A 21,461-nucleotide genomic window follows, 5' to 3' on the forward strand; every position below is an offset into this window, starting at 1 on the left:
GATTATTAAAAAGACCAAAATGAACAAACTCGCTTCCGCCCTGCAGGCGCCGCAACTGTACGAGATCGTCGCCGACCGCCTCCAGGGCATGGTGCTGGCCGGGGAATATGCAACGGGTACGCGCCTGCCGGCGGAACGCAGCCTTTCGCTAGCGCTGGGCGTTGGCCGCGCCACGGTGCGCGAGGCGATTGCGGCGCTGGTCAACCGCGGCATCCTCGAAACCCGGCCCAATTCCGGCACCTATGTGCAGCCGGGTGCGCTGGACGCGATCCGCGCGGCAGGCGCGCCGCTGGCGGCCGATACCAGCCCAAGCGCAACCTTGGCCGCGCGCCTGGCCATCGAACCGCTGATCGCCGAATTCGCGGCGGCAGTGGGCAAGCGCGATCGGGAAATGGAAGCTTTGCTGGACCAGATGGAGGCCATCAGCGACTGGGCCGATGCCGGGGCGCGCCAGCAATGGAATGAACTCGACCGGCAGTTCCACCAGCGCATTGCCGCGATGAGCGGCAACCCGGTCATGATCGCCATCGCCGGCGTCGTCGCGGGCGCGGTCGATGAGCCGCTATGGCGCCAACTGCGCGATACCGGCATCCACGATCCGGCCCGCGCCCGCCTGTACGTCTACGAACACCGCCTAATCTACGAAGCCATCGCCAGCGGCAACCAGGAGGCGGCGCGCTTTTATGTGCGCCAGCACCTGGAACGCGTGCAGAAGGACATCCTCACCTACGCTTAAGGGCGTGGAGCCGCTTCGGTCTTTGCGGGCTCGATCAGCACCAGTTGGCCGGTCTTTGGGTCGCGGAATACTTCGCCGACGCGGTCGTAGCCGCTGCCGGCTTGCGTCACGCCGTCGGCGGGGCGCTCGATCTGACGGCCCTTCTCCACCGGCTTGTGCTGGAGCGCGCCCTGGCTGCCGGCGATGGCTGCGATCAGGCCGCAGGCGAACACCAGCATCACGTCGACCAGGTTGACCAGGCTCGCGCGCGGGTCTTCGTCGCTGTCGTCGAAGCGGGAGTCCAGGTGGCGGTACAGGCGCAGGCGCTTGCGGGCCGGGACGGCGGCATTGCCGGGAGCTTGGGGCTGGTCCCTCATGCCGCGTGCTCCATGGCGTCGAGCGTTTCTTCGTACCAGCGGCGGCGCAGCTTGCCGATCACCAGGCCGGCAATGCCGGCAACCAGTCCGAGAACCGTGGCGTCGAATGCGACGGTGACGGCGCTGGCTAGTTGTGCGGGGTTGCCCTGTCCAAGGGCTGCCAGGCCTGGGCCAAGGGGGATGATGGTGGCCATCAGGCCCAGCATCGGGGGGATGCGGGCCAGCAGGTCGGCGCGCTCAAGGCGATGGCGGGCAAGGGCCTGGATGTGGGCGGCGTTGCCGGCTGCGCGGAGCTTTTTCAATCCGCTGAAACGTTCGCCGGCGGCGATGCCTGCTTCCACTACCGCAATGGCGCACGCGACGAGGAGGGCCAGCAGCGCCGGCGCGAGGAGGTAGCTGACGCCGTCGTGCAGCCAGGCGTAGGTTTGGTTGTCGATCATTGATGTGCTCCTTTGAGGATGGGTGTCTGGATGCCGCGATGTACGCCCAGCGCAAACAGGGCCAGGCCGGCGGCCAGGGCGGCCAACAGGGCAAGCAGGTGCATGGCGCGCTCGGCGGGGGATTGCGTGGGTTCGGCAAGATCGCGCAACTCGTAGGCACGCGGCTGCGCCGACTGGGCGTTTGCGCGCGCAACGGCGCCCATTTCGGCGGCGTCGTGCGTGGTGCGCCGTTGCTGCGCCGGGCGGGCTGCGTCGGGCGCAGCGCTGTTGCGCGCAGCTGCCTCGGACGCGGCTTCCGCTTGCGAGGCAGCGGCGATGGCTGGCGCAGAGCCGGGTTGCGCGCCGGCGGCAGCGTTGGCGCCGGCCGGAACGGCAGTGGCGTACGCCTCGGCAGCCAGCGCATCGCCGCGCGCCTTGGCGAGGGTGCTGGCCAAAGCTTGCGCGTCGGCCGGATCGAGCTGCGGCGACAGCCATTGCCACATCGGGTGGTCAGGTGCAGTGTGGCCGCTGCCCGGCAAGCCGTTGCTGGCAACCAGGCGGGCCAGTTCGCCGCCCATTTTCTTGACGGTGGCATCGTCGGTTTTCCAGTAACCCTTCTCGGCCGCCACCATGAAGATTGCCAGCATATGCGCCTTGGCGTGCGCGTTGTGGCGCTGGCCGAGGAATTGCGGCAGGCCGAGCTTATGCGCATCGTCGAAGTAGACCGACTTCACTTCATCCCAGGCCCAGTTCTTCACCAGGTCCGGCCGCGTGACCTGCCAGCCCCACAGGTTCTCCAGGAACTCCTGCCCCATGGTGCGGGCGCCGGCATAACCATGCCCCATCAGGGGCTTGATCCACGCCGGGTTGAGGAAGCGGCCGCGCAGTTCGCCCAGCATGGCGGAAGCCAGCGGCTCAACGTCGGCGCGCCCCGGCTGTGCGTGCTGCAGGATCAGCGCTTCCGGCACGCGGCCGGTGCGGCTCTCGACGGCCAGCGACAGGCCGCCCAGGTAATCGAAGGCGTCATTGTTATCGAGCAGGCCGTACAGGTTGCTGGCGCGGCCGTGGTAGGTGCGCGTGATGCCGTCCAACGCCACGTCAAAGGCGGCATGGTTTGCCTCGCCGCTCGCATCGAGGCCGTAGGCATGCCCCATGCGGTTGCGGTAAGCCTTGCCGATCTCGTCGCGCTCGCGCCAGGCGCCGGAACGCTCGGTTAGGCGGTTGACGCCGGCGCCGTAAGCGCCAGGAGCGTCACCGAAGATGCGCTGGGCGGCGGCGCGGCCGGCATCGGCCAGCGGCATGCCGCCCGCTTGCAGCGCGCGCACGCGCACCAGCCATTCACGCGCCACGCGGTTGTTCGCTGTCGGCTCGCGGCCCCATGCAGCGCTGGCACTGGCGCCGGTGCTGCCGCTGCCGGCGCCTGCGCTGCTGCCCAGCGGCGCCAGCGCAGCTTCCAGTGCCTCGCGCAATGCAGGCTCCTGCTCGGCGATGCCCGCAGCGGAGGCGGCCAATGACATTCGACCGGCGCGGTCGATCAGGCGAATCAGGTTCGGGTACAGGTCGCGAAACAGGCCGGACGTGGTCACCAGCGCATCGCGCCGCACTGCGCCCGGCACCAGCCGCACATCGTTGACGATGCCGCGCGCATTCCATACCGGCTCGGCGCCCATCATCGCCAGCGCGAACGCCACCATCACGCCTTCATCGCGCACCGCATCGGATGCCCACAGCAGGATGCCTTCGCTGCCCGCATCGGAATGCTCACGCGCCGCAGCCTTGGCCGCCAGGCTGGAGCCCATCTGGTAGCCGATTCTGGTCGGCAGGATATCGCCATCGACCGCATGGAAATTGCGGCCGGTCGGCAGCGCTTCCGGCGAGCGCAGGGGATCGTTGCCCTTGCCCGGTTCGATGAAGCGGCCATCCAGGCCCGCCAGCAGCGCGCGCATTTCATTGAGCGGCGACGCAGCCAGCTTGCGCGCAACCTCAGGATCGTCGATGCCGCCCTTCTTCATCGATTCCAGCATCAGGTCGATGGAGTCCCGCTTCCACGGACGCCCGAAGATGTGCAGGCCGTGCGGCATGAACTTTTCCTGCAGCTTTGTCAGGTAGTGGCCCACTTCGTGCGCCAGCAGGTCGTCGTCGGCCGCGTCGAAGCCGATGCCGCGCACGGCCAGCACGTCGGCCATCGACGCTTCCAGTTCCGCCTTCAGGTTCAGGGCCACAACGCGCTCGCGCATCAGCTGCGCCGCCTTGGCCTTCAGCGTGTCGGAGCTGGCTGCCTCGTAGCTCTCCACAATCTGGCGCAGCGACAGCAGTTCGTCGTACAGCGGCGTGGACGCCAGCGGCGGCGTCAGGTGGTCAACCATCACCGCCAGGCCGCGCCGCTTGGCCTGCGTGCCTTCGCCGACGCCGTCCACGATATAGGGATAGATGCCGGGCAGGTCGCCCGCGATCAGGCTGGGAAAGTCGTCGGCCGAAAGTCCGACCGCCTTCCCCGGCAAGAACTCATAGGTCGAGTGGCGGCCGATATGCACCAGCGCATCGGCCTTGAAGCGGTCGCGCAGCCAGTGGTAGAAGGCCAGGTACTGGTGCGGGGGCGGCACGCTGGTATTCGCATGCAGCAGCTCTTCGTCCACTTCCCAGCCGCGCGGCGGCTGTGGTCCGATGAACACGTTGCCGAACTGGATGCCCGGCACCAGCAGCTTGCCGCTGTCGACCATGATCTTGCCCGGTGCAGGCCCCCAGCCCTTCAAGCCCTCGATGCCGTAGGACGCGACCCGGCGTCGCAGCGGCTCCAGCGCAGCGCAGCGGCGCGGCGCCTTCGCCTGCAGGCAGCCCGCATAGCCATCGGACAGCGCAGCCAGGTCGCGGATCGCCGCCTCGCGCTGCGGATGATCGGCGCCCTCCACCAGGTGCTGCAGTTCCTTGATCACGACTTCCGCCTGCTTGCGGCCGAGTGCCCATTCGCCGGCAGCTTCCGCTTCCAGCACGTCGGCGTGCAAGCGGCCCAGCAGGCCGCTGGTCATTTCTCCCTGCACGCGCGGCGACAGCGTCGCGAACCACTTCGCATAATCGGCGGCGCTGACGCTGTTCACGGAGCCCGCCAGTTCACGCAAGGCGCCGCGGTCCTCAGGCAGGTTGACGCCGTGCGCCATGATGCGGTCAAGCAGCGCTTCCGGCGTGGCCGGCAATTCGCCGACCGTGTAGCCGGCGTCCTTCAGGGCGTGCAGCATGTCGAACAGCGAAGCCGGCACATCAAGGTTGTCGGCGCCGATGTTCTGGCGGCCCGGCGGGTGATTGTAGTACACCAGCGCCACGCGCTTGTCGCGGTTGGATTTGGCGCGCAAGGCCAGCCAGCGCTCGACGCGCGCAGCCAGGCGCTCCGCTTCCGCCGCCAGTACTACCGGCGGGCGATTCTCGATGCCGGTCAGCTTGTCGCGCTGCGGCTCGCCCAGTGCCGCCACCACGATGGGCTGGCCGATGCCCTGCAGCTCGGGTAGCGCCACGCGGTACTGCACCGAATCAGGCGGCAAGCCGTCCGGCGACAAGCGCCATTGCATGGCGGTGCGGTCGGACAGCCGGATCGCCTTGAACAGCGGGATATCGAGCTTCTTGAATGCCTCGCTGACGGCTTCGCGCCCTTCGGCGGCGCCCACCACAAAGTCCTGCAGCACCACCATGGCGGCCGGCACGGCAGGCGCAATCAGTTCCGGCAAGCGCTCAAGCGCCTCGCGCGAGGCGCCGCCCCAGCGCGGCAGCACCTGCACGCATTGCTGGCCAATGCGTTCGACTTGCTTGCAGACGGCATCGGGCACCGTGCCATCCATGTTCGACAGGTCCAGCACTACCACGGTAGGACGCGCCTGCAGGCCTAGCTGCGCCGCCCTGCCCCATGCCGCCGCGTCGTGCAGTTCGCGCTGGCCGGCGCGCAGGCGCAGCGTCGGTTCCGGCTGCGGCTCGGCCAGGGCGCGCGAGGGGTCGAGCAGGTGCGCAAGCAGCGCTGCCGTGTTGTCGCGGCCACCGGCCTGCCAGACCTGGCGCGCAGCCAGCCACTGGCCTGCCGCCGGTCGCGCCCTGGCTGCCTGCAGTGCCGCTTCCGGCGGCTGCTCGGTCGAGAGCTGGCGCAGCGTTTCAGGCGAAAAGCCCTGCAAGCTGCCCTGCCGTCCGCGCGACAGCAGGCTAAGCGTGGCCTCGCCATTCATGGCCAGCACGCTGGCCTGCGGGCGGGCATGGCGCGGCAAGAATTCCTTCAGGCGCCGGGCCGGGTCGCCGAACAGCGATACGGCCAGGATGCTGTCCGCCTGCGCCAGCCACTGGGCGGCTTGCTTGTCGTCGGCCGCCATCCATTGCGCGGGCGTGCGCAACACGATACGGTCCTGGGGATGGCCGGCCAGGTGGCGATGGGCCGCCTCGATGGCGACAGGCGCAGCGCGTTCGGTCACGATGGCAAACAGCACGGCGGCGTTGGCACGCGCGCAAGCGAACGCACATAGCAGGACCACAATGGTCCGGGCAAAGGTAGTGGTAGGCACAGCAGGATTCCGAGCACGCAAAACCACACCCCGGGCTTCGCACAATCAAAAGTGACCGGCCGGTCTTCTGGCTCGCCTTCTTCCTCCGCTGGCCTGGCCTTCCCGTGCGATGCACAGTGGCGTTGGTCAGCTTCGTCCGGCTTACAGCAGCGGGGGCTGCGCCGGACTGGCGCAAGATGGCTATCCCGCGCGGCACCGGCTTCCCGTTTCACCTCCCGGCAGGCTTGCAGGAAGGCACCAATCACATAACGTGCGTCATTCTAACAGACTGCACTTGGCCAACAATCTAGCCAGAAGAGCAACGACTGTTGTTATAAAGATCCACTTCTTAGAAATGATTGGTAATTCGTGAGAATTAGGTATTTACTGCTAAGTACGCGTCAAAGAACGTGTCTGGGAGAGTAAAAATGCATAACAAGACAACATTACAAGTCCTGGCAGCCGCCTCCGGACTTGCGGATGAGCGCATCCAGGAACTCTGGGAAGGGGCCGATATGTATGCCCGTGCCCAGGCTGGGAATCCGGATTCGCCGCGCTACCAGCAAGTGCTGCATGAGCGCATGGCGGCCATGGTCGAACGTGAAGTGGCCAAGCGCCATGCCGCGGACGGCGAGCCCTGGGTGCTGGCTGACGCCCACCTGGGACAGATTGAAGTGTCGCTGTCCGACGCCCTCAAGGCCTTCGGCGGCCGCACGCACCACGTTATCCATTAGCAAGGCAAAGCCGCCCGCACGGCTGTGAACCGCACCCCGATCCCGTGCCGTCCACAATGCGGCGCCTGCTGTACGGCGCCCGCGATCTCCAGCCCGATTCCCGGCATGCCTGAAGGCAAACCGGCAGGCGTGCCCTGCATCCAGCTCGATTCGCACATGCGCTGCAAGCTGTATGGCTTGCCCGAACGCCCCCTCGTGTGCGTGGAATTCAGGGCCGACGAAGCAGTGTGCGGTGAGTCGCGCGAGCAGGCCATGCGCTGGCTGGGTTGGCCGAAGCTGTAAAATACTGGCCCACCATGAGTTTCCAATGCCGCCCAGCCTGTGGCGCCTGCTGCACGGCGCCCTCGATTACGTCCCCGATTCCCGGAATGCCGAACGGCAAACCGGCCGGGGTGCGCTGCGTCCAATTGGGCGACGATAACCGTTGCAAGATCTTCGGCAAGCCGGAACGCCCGGCCTTCTGCGGCGGCCTGCAGCCTTCGGCCGAAATGTGCGGCGAGAGTCGGGAACAGGCGATGACGTGGCTCGCGGTGCTGGAACGCGAAACCTGTCCGTGAGCCGCTAGCGAACGTAGAGCGTTGCGAATGTCGAAGGAATTTCAGCCAGTTCCGCTTCCAGATATGGAACAGTCGCAATGCAAGTGACCCATTCCAGGAATCGATCTTCGCTGAAGTACGATCGAACCACGTCCAGCGTTGCCGTTCGGGCAGCCTCAGGGACAAGCGCCGCTACCGGCGGCGCGCCGCTGTCGTCTACAACCGTCAGCCGGGCCTCGAGACAATGACTCCATTCCCAACCGATGTATGGTCGGGCTTCCAGCGAAAATTCAGATGGCCACCGCATTGTGTCGTTCAGGATCCCATGCGCACCAACCAGCCAGACGACGACCTGCGCGCGCCAGTGCGGTGAGGGGATATCGAACACGGAACGCAGCCAAGGCTCGACTAAAGACTCAGGCAGATATTTCAGGCAGAAGAACATCGAAGCGGAGAAATCTCCACTGGCATCCCACCAGAGCCAGACACGGTTCGGGTTGTCGTTTGATTGACGCAGAATATTCCCGATAGCGATGTCGGTGCCGTTCCAGCACATGCCATCCATCATGCACCGTCCCAGGGTTAGCAGCACATCTTCCCGAAAGCCTTCGTATGGCTCCCGAGAGACGCCGTTCGGGTAAATGGCCATAAACCCAGTCATCAACGATTCCAGCAGGTAGGAAAAACATGCCTCATGGCTGCGCGGCAGGAGCGCCGCAAGCAGGTAGTGGTACCAGGTTTTCCATTCCTCCATCGGACCGAATGACCGGGTACCGCTGGCGATTTCAGCAAAACATTCCTGCAGTTCGCGCACTGCAATCTCGTCCAGGTTTCCCAGCAAGTCACTGAACATTCGCCTTTCGGCCCCCATGAACCAGGCCTCGCCCATCGGAGCGGCCGGCTTTGGAAAATGCGCCCGCAAGCGGCCTAAGGCCAGCGTGTCAATCCCGTTCCCAGGCGTCCACAGAAACCGATCCATACCTCGTTCCTTGCGATAAGAGCAGTGCACATCATAATCGACTGCCAACGCTCAAGGACCATAATGGAAACGGTTCCATGCTAGAATCTTCAGCCATGAACCAAACCATCGACCACCGCCACCGCCTGTCCACCCGCCTGGCTTTCCTGACTGCGGGCCTTGCCATGTCTGCCTGGGCGCCGCTGGTGCCGTACGCGAAGGAGCGCCTGCAACTGGCGGAAGGCCCGCTTGGGTTGCTGCTGCTTTGCCTCGGCCTGGGCTCGCTGCTGGCGATGCCGCTGACCGGCGCGCTGGCGGCGCGCTTTGGCTGCCGCAAGGTGGTGCTGTGGTCGGCGCTGGTGGTCTGCCTGTCGCTGCCGGCCCTGGCGCTGGCGCCAACCCCGCTGCTGCTTGGCCTGGCGCTGTTTGTGTTCGGCGCCTCGCTCGGCACCATGGACGTGGCGATGAACGTGCAGGCGGTGATTGTCGAAAAGGCCAGCGGCGGCGCGCTGATGTCCGGTTTCCACGGCATGTTCAGCCTTGGCGGCTTCGCCGGCGCCGGCGGCATGGCCCTGTTGCTGTGGCTTGGCAGCGGCCCGCTGGGCGCGTGCCTGGCTATCGTCGCCGTGAGCGCCATCCTGCTGTGGCGCGCCAGTCCCGACTTGCTGCACGAGCCGGAAGCGCGCGACGGCAGTACGCCAACCTTCGTCATGCCGCACGGCGCCGTGATCTTTATCGGCGTCCTGTGCTTCATCGTCTTCCTGGCCGAAGGCGCGATGCTGGACTGGAGCGCCGTGTTCCTGACCGCCGAACGCGGCCTGCAGGAAGGCCGCGCCGGCCTCGGTTATGCCGCCTTTGCCGTCGCCATGACCGTCGGCCGCCTGACGGGCGACCGCGTGGTGCGCCGTTTCGGCGGGCGCCGCGTGCTGCTGGCGGGCGGCCTGTGCGCCGCCGCCGGCTTCTTCACGGCAGTCGCCTCGCCTTCGCCGGCCGCGGCCCTGGCCGGCTTCGTGCTGGTCGGCCTGGGCGCTTCGAATATCGTGCCCATCCTGTTCACTGCCGCCGGCAACCAGCGCACCATGCCCGCCAGCCTGGCGATCGCTGCCATCACCACCATCGGCTACGCCGGCGTCCTGGCCGGCCCAGCCCTGATCGGCTTCATGGCCCACCTGACCAGCCTGGAGCTGGCGTTTGCCGTCCTCGGCGGCGCCTTGTTGCTGGTCGCCGCCAGCAGCCGCCTGGTACGCGTTCACTCCTGACGCAGCGCAAACCGGCGCCTTGGCAAGGGCGCTACCCTTGACTCAAGTGCATCGGTGGGCCGCGCTCATGGTAAGCTTCGTGCCCGCGCAGCATCCCGCCCGCGTTCGCCTACCGACACACTTACCAAAATCACAATGGATATCGTTCTCGCGCTGAAGGCTCTGATCATGGGTCTGGTCGAAGGATTTACCGAATTCCTGCCGATTTCTTCCACCGGCCACCTCGTGCTGGCGGGCAGCCTGCTGAATTTCACCGGCGAGAAGGCTAAAGTGTTCGAGATTGCCATCCAGGGCGGCGCCATGGTTGCCGTTATCTGGGAGTTCCACAAAAAGATAGGCGAAGTGTTGTTCGGCATGTTCCGCGAAGCGCGCGCGCGCCGCTTTGCGCTCAATGTGGCAGTCGGCTTCCTTCCGGCCGCGGGGCTGGGCTTCCTGTTCGAACACAAGATCAAGGCGGTGCTGTTCGCGCCACTGCCGGTGGCGCTGGCCTTCATCATCGGCGGCCTGGTCATCCTGTGGGTCGAGCGCCGCGCCAGGGACAACCCGGTCGCCGTGCGCGTGCAGTCGGTGGACGACATGACGACACTGGATGCGCTGAAGGTCGGCTTCGCCCAGGTCTTCGCCCTGATTCCCGGCACCAGCCGCTCCGGCGCCACCATCATTGGCGGCATGATGTTCGGCCTGTCGCGCAAGGTGGCCACCGAGTTCTCCTTCTACCTCGCGATCCCGACCCTGCTGGCCGCGACATTTTACTCGCTGTGGAAAGCGCGCGACCAACTGACTGCCGGCGACCTGCCGCTATTCAGCATCGGCGCCGTGGTGGCTTTCGTGTCGGCGTTTGCCTGCATCCGCTGGCTGCTGCGCTACATTAGCAGCCATACCTTCACCCCTTTCGCCTGGTACCGCATCGTGTTCGGCATCGTGGTGATTGTTTCCGCCTATACCGGCGTCATCACCTGGGCCGAATAAGAGCATGACCGACCAGGACACCAGCCAGCGCGCCCTGCACCTGCTCCAGACCGTCTTCGGCTACCCAGCCTTCCGCGGCCAGCAGGGGCAGATTGTCGAGCATGTCGGCAACGGCGGCGATGCCCTGGTGCTGATGCCGACCGGCGGCGGCAAGTCGCTGTGCTACCAGATCCCGGCCATGCTGCGCGAAGGCGTGGGCGTGGTGGTGTCGCCGCTGATCGCGCTGATGCAGGACCAGGTCGACGCGCTGGCCGAGGTGGGCGTGCGCGCGGCCTTCCTGAACTCCACCCAGACGTATGAGGAAGCGGCGCGCATCGAACGTCTGGTGCGCACAAGCCAGATCGACCTGCTGTACGTGGCGCCGGAACGGCTGCTGACCCAGCGCTGCTTCGACCTGCTGCAGGATTCGCAGATCGCCCTGTTCGCCATTGACGAGGCGCACTGCGTTTCGCAATGGGGCCACGACTTCCGTCCTGAATACATCAAGCTCTCGGTGCTGCACGAGCAGTTCCCGAACGTGCCGCGCATTGCGCTGACTGCGACCGCCGACCAGCAGACGCGCGCCGAAATCATCCACCGCCTGGCGCTGACCGAAGCGGCGCAATTCGTGTCGTCTTTCGACCGCCCGAACATCCGCTACCAGATCGTTGAAAAGACCAACGGCCGCAAGCAGCTGCTGGACTTCATCACCGCCGAACATGCCGGCGATTGCGGCATCGTCTACTGCCTGTCGCGCAAGAAGGTGGAGGAGACGGCGGAGTTCCTGAACGAGCACGGCGTGCGCGCCCTGGCCTACCACGCCGGCATGGAGCACACGGTGCGCGCCGGGAACCAGGCGCGCTTCCTGCGCGAAGAGAACATCGTGATGGTGGCCACCATCGCCTTCGGCATGGGCATCGACAAGCCGGACGTGCGTTTCGTCTGCCACCTCGACCTGCCGAAATCGATCGAAGGCTATTACCAGGAAACCGGCCGCGCCGGCCGCGACGGCATGCCAGCCAGCGCCTGGATGTCCTACGGCCTGCAGGACGTGGTGCTGCAGCGGCGCATGATCGACGAGTCGGAAGCCGACGAGAATTTCAAGCGCGTCCTGTCGACCAAGCTTGATTCCATGCTGGGCCTGTGCGAGACACTGAGCTGCCGCCGCGTGCGCCTGCTGGAATACTTCGGCGAGCCGGCCACGCCTTGCGGCAATTGTGACACCTGCCTGATTCCGCCGGTATCCTTCGATGGCACGGTGCCGGTGCAGAAGCTGCTGTCGGCCATCTACCGCTGCGACCAGCGCTTCGCCGCCGGCCACGTGATCGACGTGCTGCGCGGCGCCGAGTCGGAACGCATCCAGACCTGGCACCACGATAAGCTGTCCGTGTTCGGCATCGGCGCCGACCGCAGCGAACAGGAATGGCGCGCCATCCTGCGCCAGGTCATCGCTCTGGGCCTGGTCACCGTCGACCACGAGCAATTCAGTTCGCTCAAGCTGACCGACGCCGCGCGCCCGGTGTTGAAAGGCGGCCAGAAAGTGCAGCTGCGCCAGTACCAGAAGCCGGTCAAGCAGAAACGCAGCTCGGCCCCCAAGGGCTACGAGGAAACCAGCCTCGATGGCGACGAGCAGCGCCTCTTCGACCGCCTGCGTTCGTGGCGCATGGGCGCGGCACGCGAACATGGCGTGCCGGCTTATGTGATCTTCAACGACGCCACCCTGCGCGAGATCGCCAAGGTCCGTCCTGCCACGCTGGGCGAGATGCGCGGCATCTCCGGCGTGGGCGAGAAGAAGCTGGTTTCCTACGGCGACGAGATCGTCAGGCTGCTCGCCGACCTGGCTTGAGGCGCAGGCTTCCCAGCAGCGCCAGCCCTGCCAGCAGCAACGCCCCTTGCGTCGGTTCCGGCACCGGCGACAGCAGGAACGTCCCTCGCGTATCCCACTCATTGACGCCCCTGGCAAGGATCTGGCCGCTGGCATTGATGTCCCAAGCGCCTTGCAGGAACCATCCCGCGTACTCTGTCTCGTTCCAAAGATGGTCCAGCACGTAGGGCCGGTCCCGGTACCAAAGCATGGCGCGCCTGTAATCGGTTTCGCCTACCACGCTGCCCGCGTCGTTGATGTCGTACGCATAATCGGACCACAGTTCCTGATAATCCCATTTGCTGCCATGTTCGAGCATGGTGAATGCGCTGGCGTTTTCCTGGTAGCCGGCGACCCGTCCTTCGCTGTTGACGGCAAGGAGGTAAAAGTCATAAGCCAGGTGATGATCGCCGAAGTTGCCGTTGTACCAGCTCCTGGCGCCAAACTCGCCGGTGTGGCCTCCAATAACGTAGCCGAGATCGTTGATCAAATAGGGGGCGTAGTCGTCAAACACTTGCGGTGCGCTGCCATCGCCCCATTGGATAAAGCCGATCGGTCCGGAAGTTCCCGGCAGGCGGTAGCCGACAACATCGCCGCGGTTGTTGATGCCGGCCGCATAACCGCCCATTCCCGCGAATTGCAGCAGTTCCATTTCGCCGCCATTGCGCCACCTGACCGGCTGCGACTGCGTGAAGCCCGGGATTGTAATGTTCCCGATAACCGTTCCCTGGTTATTGAAGCCGGTGAGTGTCAATTCTCCGGCGACACTAGGCAAATGCACCAGCGAACCGTCGCGGTTCCAGATCAGCGGTTTGCCGTCCGGGCCGAGGCCCGCGACCTGCCCGGCATCGTTCAGGAACTTCGGCGCAAACTGGCCGTCAAACCTGAATGCCCGATAGGCCGGCGCTTCCTGCGCATACGCGCTGCATGCAAGCAGCGCCAGCAAGGAAGAAGACGCCAGGCGCGCCGCCAGCTTTCTTTGCGCCAGCCAGCGCCGTGCCAGCAGCGCGAGCCCGGCCAGCAGCAGCGTAGCGATTTGCGGCTCCGGCACCGGCGACAGCAGGAATGTGGCGGTGCCACCCTGGGGGCCGAGGGCACTGGCAAGTATCGCCCCGTCGTTGTTGATGTCCCACGCGTTGAGCAAGGTCCAGCCCGAATACGCGGCTTCGTTCCACAAATGATCCAGGTTATACGCCCGGTCTTCAAACCACAGCATGGCATGCAAGCTGAGCTCGGTTTCGCCGACGACGCTGCCGGTATCGTTGAGGGCATGGGCAAAACCGGACCACAGGTCACGGATGTCGCGCTGCCCCTCCCTGTCGATCAGCGAGAAGGCGTGGTAATTGTCGTGCATGCCCGCCAGGCGCCCTTCGTTGTTGAGCGCACGGACAAACAGGCCGCTATAGGGCTCTTGCGCGAACACCCCATCTTGCCAGCCCCGAAGCCCCCAATCGCCGCCAAGCTGGCCAATAACCAGGCCGTGGTCGTTGATCATCTGCGGCAGGTAGTTGTCGAACAGTTGAGGCATACTGCCGTCGCCCCACTGGACGAAGCCGACCTGCCCCGAGCCCGTACCGGATGCGCCGGCCATGTAGCCGATAATGTCGCCGCGATTATTGACGCCCGCCGTGAAACCGCCCAAACCCTGGAATGGCAGGCGCTCCACTGCCCCGCCGTCGCGCCATGCGACCGGTTGCGGCAGGCTGTAGCCCGGAATGACCGCATTGCCGACAACCGTGCCCCGGTTATTGAAGCCGGTGATGGTGAGCTGGCTGACACTGCCAGCCAGTTGCTGCACCGAGCCATCGGGATTCCAGATGACCGGCCTGCCGTCCTGGCCGACGCCGGCGACCTGGCCCAGGTCGTTCAGTATCTGCGGCGTGAACTGGCCATCGAACTTGAAGGCACTATAGGCGGGTGCACCCTGCACGTGTGCGGACCATGCCAGCAATGCCAGCACGGAAAAGAACAAACGAAGGAACCTTGGCATGGCAATCTCCTGTGGGTAAGCAGGAGCCCATGCTGCGCCAACGCGGCAGGCTGCGCGCGCGCCGGCTCAAATCGTGCGCGACGGCGCGATAGCGTTGCGCGCCATAGCGCGATGCAAGCTGCCAAGCAGCAGCAGGCCGGCCAGCAGCATCAGGACCGGCGCCAACTCCGGCACCGGCGACAGCAGCGCCGCTTGCTGCGCGAAGGTTGCCGCATTGCTGGCAATCGCCACGATCTCGCCCGCATCGTTGATATCTTCCGTATAACGAAAGCTCCAGCCGTCCCAGCCGCTTCTGTCCCACAGCGTGTTCAGGTCGTATGTCTGCCCACCGGAAAACAGCATGCCGTGCTGCGTGCCTTCCCAATAGCCGACGGCCACGCCTGCGTTGTTGATGGCGGTGGCGTAGCCGGGGCCGTAGGTCTCCAGCACTTCGCCTTTCCAGATTGTGCCATGGGCCTCGGTAATATCGCTACCGCTGCCGCCGGCCGCCCAGCCCTTGTCGTTGATGTCGCGCGCCCACGAATAGCCCGCATCGGGCAGATCGTGATAAGCGCCGTCCTGCCAGACTCCGGCATGATCCCCTGCGCGCGAGAGGCCGACAACCTGCTCCTGGTCACCATTTTCACCATCCACTGCACGTGCCATCGCGACAATCGTGCCCTTGTTATTGATGGAAACCGCCGTTCCGCCATGAACGCCCGCGTCGAATGTGATGGGCTGCCGTCCCGATTGCCAGATCATCGGTTGGGCGCCGGATGATCCCACCAGCTGGCCAGCGTCATTCATATCGGTGAGGATCGCTTCTTCGCTGCTGTCCGTCAGGCATTCCAGTCCGCTGCCGCGGCGCCTGGGCAGCAGCGAGTAATGGCTAGGCAAGGACAAGACCGCACAATCGGGCAACCGGTTTCATGGCATCCTCCAGCCAAGGCACAGGAGCCAATGGTGGACTTGCCCCGTCAGCGGCGCGCGCTGAGCTTCTAATCGTGCGCGGCACAGCGATAGGGTCAGGACTTGAGTCCGCTCACAAGCTGGCGGTAGCGGCCGGGCGGCGCCCCGACGGCTTCGCTGAAACGGTGGCTGAAATGGCTAAGGTCGGCGTAGCCGCACGCTTCGGCGACTTGCTGCAGCGGCAGGCGCCCTGCGCGCAACAGGCCGCGCGCACGCTCGATGCGGCGTGCTGCAATCCAGGCCGACGGCGGCATGCCGAAGCTGATGCGGAACATGCGGGCCAGATGGAATTCCGACATGCACGCCAGTTGCGCCAGCATGCCGAGGGTGATGTTCTGGTCGAAGTGGGTTTCGATGTATTCGTGCAAGCGGCGGCGCACCAGCGGCGCCAGCCCTCCGCGCAAGCGCAGGCCAGGCCTGGTCATCGATTGCGATTGCAGCAGCTCGCTCAAGGCCTCGTGCGTGATTTCATTGGCGCGCAGCAGCTGGTCGGCGTCGTCCCACGGCTGCTGCAGCAACTCGCCGCATAGTTGCACCAGGCGCTGGTTCTCGAAATAGGTCTTGTCCTGCAAGGTGAGTTCGCGCGGCTCGCGATCCAGCTCCGCCACGGCGCGCTGCGTGAAATGCTCCGGCATGAAGTACACGTGCAGCATGCGCAACTGGCCGCGCACCACCCACTCCGATTCGTGCCAGTCCGGCAGGGAGCACAGGCGCTGTGGCGCGCCATACTGCCCCGGCAAGCCTTCGCGCTCGACTTCGTAGCCGCCGCCCAGGTAGCAGGACAAGGTGTGGTGGCCCGGCTGGCGATACTCGGTGAACGCCTCCGGCGTGCTGCGATGCCAGACCGCAGCCGCCAGCCCGTCGCCCAGCCACGCAAAACGCTCCAGCGTGGCATCGGTGCCGGACATGGTGCGGAACACGGCGTGCGACATCGCATCGCCCGGCTTGCCCGCCAGCGCCGCGCGCGCCGCCGCCCCCACGCGCTTGCGCGGAGCGGCATCCTCAAGTTGTCCAGTCAGTGGCTTCACGCCGAAAAGTCTAGCACGGCCATTCCCATCCGGCCGGCCGCCCCTCCGATTTGCGCAAGATCAGACAAGGGGACCTGGGCTCGCCGCCGCTAGTGTCGGGAAAATTTACAGCGTCGACCAGCCGTGAAACCACTTATCGATAAGAATCAGTTATTTGCTGGCGCAGGGTATAAAAATTGCTTATTGCATTTGAAGCAATGCTGTCAACTTTCCTACTGTTTTGAAAGGAATTATCGATGAAGAAGTTCGCTTGCCTGGCAGCCCTGTCACTCGCTATCTCCGCAGCACAAGCAGCGCCGATCCAGCTTGACCTGACCAGCGGCGCCTTCGCCAACAACAATGGCTCGGCTGTTGTCGACACTTATACGGAAGACGGCTTTCGCCTCCGCACGGTGCGTGCCGGCGACCATTTCGATCCCTTGTTTATCGGCGATATCGGCATCCACAACGGCTTCCAGAACGCCGACGACGTGAGTTGGGTCATCGACTTCTTCGGGGCCAGCTTCAACCTGGTCAACATCAATATCGCCGCCTATGCCGATGGCGCCTCGTCGATCACGGTGAGCGGTTCCAACGGCGCGACGCAAACCTTGTCCGGCACCGGCACCCTGGCCATCGCCGGCATGGGCAACGTGACCTCGGTCGTTTTCAATATCGACCAGGACGGCGGGACGCAAGGCTTTGGCTTTTCCGAGATCAACGTCGACACCACGCCTGTGCAACAAGTGCCCGTGCCGGGCACGCTGATGCTGCTTGGCCTCGGCTTGTCCGCACTGGGCGTTTCGCGCCGCCGCACTTCGAAGTAGGCAGGAACAAGCAGCCAGCGTGCGGCATTCCGCGCGCTGGTTCATAATACCTGGCACCAGAACTGTTACCGCCTAGTGAAAGTGCCGGCCCATGAATACACCTCCAGACGACCTGCCAATTTACCGAGTCCTGACTGGCCCCGACGATTCGAAGTTTTGCCGGCGAGTCAGCGAAGCGCTCGCACTGGGCTATCAACTTTACGGTTCGCCTTCCTTGACCTTTAACGGCGAGACGGTCATCGTGGCCCAGGCCGTCCTTTGGCCCACGGCCAAGTCTTAGACGGAACAAACAGCAAGTTCAGACAACTGCCGGTGCGCGGCAAGCGGCACACTGGCAGGACGATGAATACTGCCCTCTACCTCACCACGGTGCTCATCTGGGGCACCACCTGGATCGCGATCAAATTCCAGCTCGGCGTCGTCGCAGCGCCGGTGTCGATCGCCTATCGTTTCTGGATCGCGGCGCTGGTGCTGATGCTGATCCTGCTCGCGCGCAGGCAGCAAGTCCTGCCGCCGCGTTCCGCCTGGCGCTACCTGCTCGCGCAGGGGCTTGCGCTGTTCTGCTGTAACTTCCTGTGCTTTTACTACGCCACGATGTGGGTGCCGAGCGGCCTGGTGGCGGTGGTGTTTTCGACCGCGCCGATCTGGAATGCGATCAATGGCCGTCTCTTCATGAAGCGGCCGATCCGGCCGCAAGTCATGGGCGGCGCGGTGCTGGGACTGGCAGGCATCGTGCTGCTGTTCCTGCCTTCCATGCAGGGGCACTGGAACGATGCCGGCATGCTGGCCGGCCTGGGACTGGCCCTGCTTGGCACGCTGTGCTTCTCGACCGGCAACCTGCTCTCGAGCCGCATGCAGGCGCTGGGCATGCAGCCCTGGCTGACCAATACCTGGGCCATGCTGTGCGGCGCCGCCATCCTGACGCTTGGCGCGCTGGCGCTCGGCATGCCGTTCAACTTCGACCCAAGCCCGCGCTATGTCGGCGCATTGCTCTACCTGGCCGTGCCGGGATCGGTGATTGCCTTCACGGCTTACCTGCTGCTGGTGGGGAGAATCGGTCCGGACCGCGCGGCTTACTGCACGGTGCTGTTCCCCGTGGTGGCGCTGACGGTGTCCACCGTCTTCGAGGGATACCAGTGGAGCAGCATGGCCCTGGCCGGGCTGCTGCTGGTCATCGGGGGGAATTTGCTGGCCTTTATGCCGGCGCGTGCCAAAGCACAGGCGCCGGCGGCAGCCTAGATCATTTCTTGGTGAATACCAGGTCCCAGACGCCGTGGCCCAGTTTCAGGCCGCGGTTTTCGAACTTGGTCAGCGGGCGGTAGGCCGGCTGCGGCGCGTAGCCTTCAGCGGTGTTCTGCAGCGCCGGCTCGGCGCTCAGCACTTCCAGCATCTGCACCGCGTAATCTTCCCAGTCGGTCGCCAGGTGGATATAGCCGCCCGGCGCCAGGTGCTCGCACAGGGTTTTCACGAATGGGGCCTGGATCAGGCGGCGCTTGTTGTGGCGCGCCTTGTGCCATGGGTCAGGGAAGTAGATATGCACGCCCGCCAGCGAACCGGCCGGGATCATGTCGCGCAATACTTCCACCGCATCGTGCTGGATCACGCGCAGGTTGGTCAGGCCTTCCTCGCCGATCAGCTTGAGCAGGCTGCCCACGCCCGGGGTGTGCACTTCCACGCCGATGAAATCCTTCTCCGGCATCAGCTTGGCGATGTGGGCGGTGGTGCCGCCCATGCCGAAGCCGATCTCCAGGATCAGCGGCGCCTTGCGGCCGAAAGTCTTCTCGAAGTCCAGCGCTTCTTTCTTGTGCTCGACCATGAATTGCGGACCGAGATCGCTCAGCGCACGCTCTTGTGCCGTAGACAGGCGTCCCGCGCGCGTGACGAAGCTGCGGATGCGGTGTTCGGTCGGGTCGTAGAGCATTTTGCCCTTTGGCGTGGATTCGGAAGACATGGCTAAACGTGCAAGGAAAAGGGGCGATTATACCATTCCGGTTTTGCCGCCCGGCCTGCGATAATAGCGGGTCTTGTCCCTAAGGAAGCCCAAGTAATGGCCCTCGCACTGAACATCCTGATCATCGTCCTGGCACTGGTAACGCTGTACTTCCTGCTGAAAGGCGGCCCGAAAGCCGCGCCTGCGCCAACGGGCAAGCCGGCCGGCGGTTCCTACACACCGCTGCCGCAGGGCGAACCGGTGCACCACTGGAGCGACGAAGGCCGCTTCCAGCTTGAAGTGCTGGGCGAATCGCGCTATTCCGACGCCATCCGCGCCCTGGCCGGCGAGCATGGCGAGGCCGCGGCCGACGCCCGCCACAAGGCGCTGCTGCTGGCGGACGACAACAACCCCTACGAAGACAAGGCGGTCGCCGTCTTCCTCAACAGCGAGATGGTCGGCTACCTGGCGCCGAAAGACGCGGTGGCCTTCCGCGCCATGCTGGCGCGCCAGGAGATCGGCGGCCAGCTCACCTCGACCGACGCCGTGATCCGCGGCGGCCAGATGTACGAAGGCAAGCGCCTGGCCTATACCGTGCTGCTCGACGTGAATGTTGCGTAAATATCACTTAGTAACTTACTAAACCCCGCGCACGATTGAATGCAGCGCGGGTTTGTGACATCATCGGCGGCTTGCTGTTTTGATAATCAATAGGGGAGCCGTCATGAAGACAAAATACGCCTTGCTGTTACCCGCCCTGCTGCTCGCAGCCTGCGCCAAGAAGGCGCCTGCGCCGGCACCGACCTCTGAAGCGACCCCAGCGCCCGCCGCTGCACCAGCCGCGCCGGCTCCAGCCCCTGCGGCGCCTGCCGCCCCTGCCGCCAGCACCGCGGCCACCGGCAATGCCCCCCTGGCAACTCCGCAGATGGACATGGAGAACATGAGCACCGAGCAGAAGGAAATGGCCAAGCGCCAGGCCAAGCTCGATTACTCCAATATGGAAGACGGCTACATCAACGACACCAACGCGCAGTGGGCCAGCACCGCCAGCGCGACGTCCGAATACGGCGGCAGCAGCTACGAGCCGGCCAACGCAACCGGCAAGGTCGACGGCAAGAATTTTGCAACCAAGGGCAGCGATGTTGGTTTCGATTCGCTCGAAGTCGGCTTCCAGAATCCGGTCAATGCCACCCAACTGCGCGTAGCGATCAGCGATGGCTACGGCCTGGAAGGCATCACCAAGGTTGAGCTGCAGGACACCGACGGCAAATGGAATACTGTTTGGAGCGGCATCAACACCGTGAAGGTCGACCGGCGCGGCACCCGCACCTGGTTTGTGCAGCCGATCGAAAAGACGCCCTACAAGGCCAAGGCGGCGCGCATCACCAAATCCAATAACCTGAGTACCGACCGCCTGTATGTGGATGCGGTACAACTGGTAGGTTCCTGACCGGGCGCCCCGCCTTGCCCGACAGGCGTATCATGGCTGCAGCAGCTTGCAGGAGGCAGCCATGGAACGCGAACGGGCAAAGGCGGGAGATGCGGTGAGGCCGATCGGCTGGCACCATAAGATGCTGGTGATTCGCACCACGCCGGGCCGCACGGGCCGGAACGATGACGAGGATGTGCTGTGCCGCTGGCACGATGCCGACGGCGAGCACCAGCAAACCTTCAAGTCAGGACAGCTTGAAATCCTGAACTCAGCCGCGCAAGCGCGCAACCCGCGCGGCCGGACGCTTATTTGAGCAGGCCGAAGACTTTGGAAATCGCCTTGCTGCCGTAGGAGATCGGGTTCTCGCGGATCTTCTTCTCTTCTTCCCCGATCATCAGGAACAGGCCATCGAGCGCGCGCTGGGTGACGTAGCTTTCCACCGTCGCCTGCTCTTCAGTGGCCAGGCCGAACTTGGTCGCCTGCGCCATCGCGCTGTTGAACTGGCCGGACAGCTTGGACCGGTCAGTCACGCCCTTCACGATCGGCTTGAATTTCACCGCCAGCGGCGCTGCGGTTTTCTCCTTGAAGAAATCGGTGACCGAGGTGTCGCCGCCGGTCAGGATCGCCTTGGCGTCGCTCAGCGTCATCGACTTGACCGCATTCACCAGCAGCGGCTTGGCCAGCGGCACGGCTTGCTCGGCAGCGCGGTTCATCGCGGTTTCCAGCTCATCGAGCTGTTCGCCGCGGCCGGTCATTTCCAGGATAGGACGGGCTTTTTCCAGCACGCGCGGCAGCTTGATGCGCACCGCATCGTTGTTCATGAACCCGCCCTCGACGCCAAGCTTGCCCACGGCGGCCACCGAACCGGCTTCCAGCGCGGCTTTCAGGCCGCCGCCAGCCTCCTTCTCGGTCAAGGCGTCCAAGGGATTGGCCAGTGCGCCGGCGGCCAGCACCAGGCCGGCCAGCGTGGCGGCGATACGATTCATCGTTGTCATGGTTATTTCTC

At 64.9% G+C, this 21,461-nt stretch carries 22 protein-coding genes and 1 riboswitch; of the genes, 13 read left to right on the top strand and 9 right to left on the bottom strand.

Annotated features, from left to right (window positions below; genetic code table 11):
• Positions 1–19: 19 nt before the first annotated feature.
• Positions 20–736, top strand: coding sequence for a FadR/GntR family transcriptional regulator (locus ACN9M3_RS29425; protein ID WP_426319479.1), 717 nt, complete (start codon positions 20–22; stop codon positions 734–736).
• Here ACN9M3_RS29425 and ACN9M3_RS29430 read toward each other — a convergent pair.
• The 3 genes from ACN9M3_RS29430 to ACN9M3_RS29440 are packed head-to-tail and all read right to left on the bottom strand — an operon-like array spanning position 733 to position 6,043.
• Positions 733–1,092: a hypothetical protein gene (locus ACN9M3_RS29430; protein ID WP_426319480.1), complete on the bottom strand. Its 360-nt coding sequence runs from the start codon at positions 1,090–1,092 to the stop codon at positions 733–735. The two genes, ACN9M3_RS29425 and ACN9M3_RS29430, sit on opposite strands and share 4 nt — an antisense overlap.
• A complete protein-coding gene (locus ACN9M3_RS29435) occupies positions 1,089–1,532 on the bottom strand; it encodes a MotA/TolQ/ExbB proton channel family protein (protein WP_426319481.1) in 444 nt (147 codons plus the stop codon). Before ACN9M3_RS29435 ends, ACN9M3_RS29430 begins: the two co-directional genes overlap by 4 nt.
• Entirely contained in the window at positions 1,529–6,043 is a 4,515-nt protein-coding gene (locus ACN9M3_RS29440) for a cobaltochelatase subunit CobN (protein ID WP_426319482.1), read from the bottom strand. The genes ACN9M3_RS29435 and ACN9M3_RS29440 overlap by 4 nt, the downstream gene beginning before the upstream one ends.
• A 40-nt stretch (positions 6,044–6,083) precedes the next feature.
• Positions 6,084–6,300, bottom strand: a riboswitch (cobalamin riboswitch).
• 150 nt (positions 6,301–6,450) lie between these two features.
• Between ACN9M3_RS29440 and ACN9M3_RS29445 the strand changes: the two genes are divergently transcribed.
• Genes ACN9M3_RS29445 through ACN9M3_RS29455 form a run of 3 tightly spaced genes read left to right on the top strand, consistent with a single transcriptional unit; the run spans position 6,451 to position 7,313 of the window.
• Positions 6,451–6,756 (top strand): hypothetical protein, encoded by a 306-nt coding sequence (locus ACN9M3_RS29445; RefSeq protein ID WP_426165576.1) that lies wholly within the window; start codon positions 6,451–6,453, stop codon positions 6,754–6,756.
• Between the two features lie 39 nt (positions 6,757–6,795).
• Positions 6,796–7,038, top strand: a complete 243-nt coding sequence (locus ACN9M3_RS29450) for a YkgJ family cysteine cluster protein (RefSeq protein WP_426172329.1) — start codon at positions 6,796–6,798, stop codon at positions 7,036–7,038.
• 14 nt (positions 7,039–7,052) lie between these two features.
• Positions 7,053–7,313: a YkgJ family cysteine cluster protein gene (locus ACN9M3_RS29455; RefSeq protein WP_426165578.1), complete on the top strand. Its 261-nt coding sequence runs from the start codon at positions 7,053–7,055 to the stop codon at positions 7,311–7,313.
• A 4-nt stretch (positions 7,314–7,317) separates the two neighbouring features.
• Here the strand turns inward: ACN9M3_RS29455 and ACN9M3_RS29460 are convergent, their stop codons facing one another.
• The gene (locus ACN9M3_RS29460; RefSeq protein WP_426319483.1) at positions 7,318–8,271 is read right to left on the bottom strand and encodes a hypothetical protein; all 954 of its coding nucleotides are present in this window, start codon (positions 8,269–8,271) and stop codon (positions 7,318–7,320) included.
• Between the two features lie 95 nt (positions 8,272–8,366).
• On the opposite strand from ACN9M3_RS29460, the gene ACN9M3_RS29465 reads away from it, so the two are divergent.
• From ACN9M3_RS29465 to recQ, 3 genes are all read left to right on the top strand, one after another.
• Positions 8,367–9,509, top strand: coding sequence for an MFS transporter (locus ACN9M3_RS29465; protein WP_426319484.1), 1,143 nt, complete (start codon positions 8,367–8,369; stop codon positions 9,507–9,509).
• Positions 9,510–9,644: 135 nt separating this feature from the next.
• Positions 9,645–10,478: an undecaprenyl-diphosphate phosphatase gene (locus ACN9M3_RS29470; protein ID WP_426165584.1), complete on the top strand. Its 834-nt coding sequence runs from the start codon at positions 9,645–9,647 to the stop codon at positions 10,476–10,478.
• Positions 10,479–10,482: 4 nt separating this feature from the next.
• Positions 10,483–12,303: a DNA helicase RecQ gene (gene recQ / locus ACN9M3_RS29475; protein WP_426165586.1), complete on the top strand. Its 1,821-nt coding sequence runs from the start codon at positions 10,483–10,485 to the stop codon at positions 12,301–12,303.
• Here the strand turns inward: recQ and ACN9M3_RS29480 are convergent.
• The 3 genes from ACN9M3_RS29480 to ACN9M3_RS29490 form a co-directional block, all read right to left on the bottom strand.
• Entirely contained in the window at positions 12,278–14,311 is a 2,034-nt protein-coding gene (locus ACN9M3_RS29480; protein WP_426319485.1) for a PEP-CTERM sorting domain-containing protein, read from the bottom strand. The genes recQ and ACN9M3_RS29480 overlap by 26 nt on opposite strands.
• Positions 14,312–14,377: 66 nt before the next feature.
• Positions 14,378–15,193 (bottom strand): hypothetical protein, encoded by an 816-nt coding sequence (locus tag ACN9M3_RS29485; RefSeq protein ID WP_426165590.1) that lies wholly within the window; start codon positions 15,191–15,193, stop codon positions 14,378–14,380.
• Positions 15,194–15,315: 122 nt separating this feature from the next.
• A complete protein-coding gene (locus ACN9M3_RS29490) occupies positions 15,316–16,191 on the bottom strand; it encodes a helix-turn-helix domain-containing protein (protein WP_426323877.1) in 876 nt (291 codons plus the stop codon).
• Positions 16,192–16,523: 332 nt separating this feature from the next.
• Here ACN9M3_RS29490 and ACN9M3_RS29495 point away from each other — a divergent pair, with 332 nt between their 5' ends.
• The 3 genes from ACN9M3_RS29495 to ACN9M3_RS29505 all read left to right on the top strand — a co-directional run bounded on the left by ACN9M3_RS29495 (position 16,524) and on the right by ACN9M3_RS29505 (position 18,332).
• Positions 16,524–17,093: a PEP-CTERM sorting domain-containing protein gene (locus tag ACN9M3_RS29495; RefSeq protein WP_426165592.1), complete on the top strand. Its 570-nt coding sequence runs from the start codon at positions 16,524–16,526 to the stop codon at positions 17,091–17,093.
• Between the two features lie 91 nt (positions 17,094–17,184).
• Positions 17,185–17,373, top strand: a complete 189-nt coding sequence (locus tag ACN9M3_RS29500; RefSeq protein WP_426165594.1) for a DUF1737 domain-containing protein — start codon at positions 17,185–17,187, stop codon at positions 17,371–17,373.
• A gap of 62 nt (positions 17,374–17,435) precedes the next feature.
• The gene (locus tag ACN9M3_RS29505; RefSeq protein ID WP_426165596.1) at positions 17,436–18,332 is read left to right on the top strand and encodes a DMT family transporter; all 897 of its coding nucleotides are present in this window, start codon (positions 17,436–17,438) and stop codon (positions 18,330–18,332) included.
• A 1-nt stretch (position 18,333) separates the two neighbouring features.
• Here the strand turns inward: ACN9M3_RS29505 and trmB are convergent, their stop codons facing one another.
• Complete coding sequence (gene trmB / locus ACN9M3_RS29510; protein WP_426323879.1) at positions 18,334–19,014, bottom strand: tRNA (guanosine(46)-N7)-methyltransferase TrmB; 681 nt, start codon at positions 19,012–19,014, stop codon at positions 18,334–18,336.
• Between the two features lie 126 nt (positions 19,015–19,140).
• Between trmB and ACN9M3_RS29515 the strand changes: the two genes are divergently transcribed.
• The 3 genes from ACN9M3_RS29515 to ACN9M3_RS29525 all read left to right on the top strand — a co-directional run bounded on the left by ACN9M3_RS29515 (position 19,141) and on the right by ACN9M3_RS29525 (position 20,768).
• Positions 19,141–19,644, top strand: a complete 504-nt coding sequence (locus ACN9M3_RS29515; protein WP_426319486.1) for a hypothetical protein — start codon at positions 19,141–19,143, stop codon at positions 19,642–19,644.
• 103 nt (positions 19,645–19,747) lie between these two features.
• Positions 19,748–20,473, top strand: a complete 726-nt coding sequence (locus ACN9M3_RS29520; RefSeq protein ID WP_426165600.1) for a hypothetical protein — start codon at positions 19,748–19,750, stop codon at positions 20,471–20,473.
• Between the two features lie 61 nt (positions 20,474–20,534).
• Entirely contained in the window at positions 20,535–20,768 is a 234-nt protein-coding gene (locus ACN9M3_RS29525) for a hypothetical protein (protein WP_426165602.1), read from the top strand.
• On the opposite strand, the gene ACN9M3_RS29530 is transcribed toward ACN9M3_RS29525, so the two are convergent.
• Entirely contained in the window at positions 20,761–21,450 is a 690-nt protein-coding gene (locus tag ACN9M3_RS29530; RefSeq protein ID WP_426319487.1) for a DUF4197 domain-containing protein, read from the bottom strand. The genes ACN9M3_RS29525 and ACN9M3_RS29530 overlap by 8 nt on opposite strands.
• Positions 21,451–21,461: the final 11 nt, after the last annotated feature.

This window comes from Pseudoduganella sp. R-43 (assembly GCF_049913255.1).
In the GTDB taxonomy this organism is placed as follows: Bacteria; Pseudomonadota; Gammaproteobacteria; order Burkholderiales; family Burkholderiaceae_D; genus Rugamonas.

Coding starts and splice junctions, on each gene's coding strand:
- ACN9M3_RS29425 (WP_426319479.1), top strand. CDS start 20: ATGAACAAACTCGCTTCCGCCCTGCAGGCGCCGCAACTGTACGAGATC.
- ACN9M3_RS29430 (WP_426319480.1), bottom strand. CDS start 1,092: ATGAGGGACCAGCCCCAAGCTCCCGGCAATGCCGCCGTCCCGGCCCGC.
- ACN9M3_RS29435 (WP_426319481.1), bottom strand. CDS start 1,532: ATGATCGACAACCAAACCTACGCCTGGCTGCACGACGGCGTCAGCTAC.
- ACN9M3_RS29445 (WP_426165576.1), top strand. CDS start 6,451: ATGCATAACAAGACAACATTACAAGTCCTGGCAGCCGCCTCCGGACTT.
- ACN9M3_RS29455 (WP_426165578.1), top strand. CDS start 7,053: ATGAGTTTCCAATGCCGCCCAGCCTGTGGCGCCTGCTGCACGGCGCCC.
- ACN9M3_RS29460 (WP_426319483.1), bottom strand. CDS start 8,271: ATGGATCGGTTTCTGTGGACGCCTGGGAACGGGATTGACACGCTGGCC.
- ACN9M3_RS29465 (WP_426319484.1), top strand. CDS start 8,367: ATGAACCAAACCATCGACCACCGCCACCGCCTGTCCACCCGCCTGGCT.
- ACN9M3_RS29470 (WP_426165584.1), top strand. CDS start 9,645: ATGGATATCGTTCTCGCGCTGAAGGCTCTGATCATGGGTCTGGTCGAA.
- recQ (WP_426165586.1), top strand. CDS start 10,483: ATGACCGACCAGGACACCAGCCAGCGCGCCCTGCACCTGCTCCAGACC.
- ACN9M3_RS29480 (WP_426319485.1), bottom strand. CDS start 14,311: ATGCCAAGGTTCCTTCGTTTGTTCTTTTCCGTGCTGGCATTGCTGGCA.
- ACN9M3_RS29490 (WP_426323877.1), bottom strand. CDS start 16,191: ATGTCGCACGCCGTGTTCCGCACCATGTCCGGCACCGATGCCACGCTG.
- ACN9M3_RS29495 (WP_426165592.1), top strand. CDS start 16,524: ATGAAGAAGTTCGCTTGCCTGGCAGCCCTGTCACTCGCTATCTCCGCA.
- ACN9M3_RS29500 (WP_426165594.1), top strand. CDS start 17,185: ATGAATACACCTCCAGACGACCTGCCAATTTACCGAGTCCTGACTGGC.
- ACN9M3_RS29505 (WP_426165596.1), top strand. CDS start 17,436: ATGAATACTGCCCTCTACCTCACCACGGTGCTCATCTGGGGCACCACC.
- trmB (WP_426323879.1), bottom strand. CDS start 19,014: ATGCTCTACGACCCGACCGAACACCGCATCCGCAGCTTCGTCACGCGC.
- ACN9M3_RS29515 (WP_426319486.1), top strand. CDS start 19,141: ATGGCCCTCGCACTGAACATCCTGATCATCGTCCTGGCACTGGTAACG.
- ACN9M3_RS29520 (WP_426165600.1), top strand. CDS start 19,748: ATGAAGACAAAATACGCCTTGCTGTTACCCGCCCTGCTGCTCGCAGCC.
- ACN9M3_RS29525 (WP_426165602.1), top strand. CDS start 20,535: ATGGAACGCGAACGGGCAAAGGCGGGAGATGCGGTGAGGCCGATCGGC.
- ACN9M3_RS29530 (WP_426319487.1), bottom strand. CDS start 21,450: ATGACAACGATGAATCGTATCGCCGCCACGCTGGCCGGCCTGGTGCTG.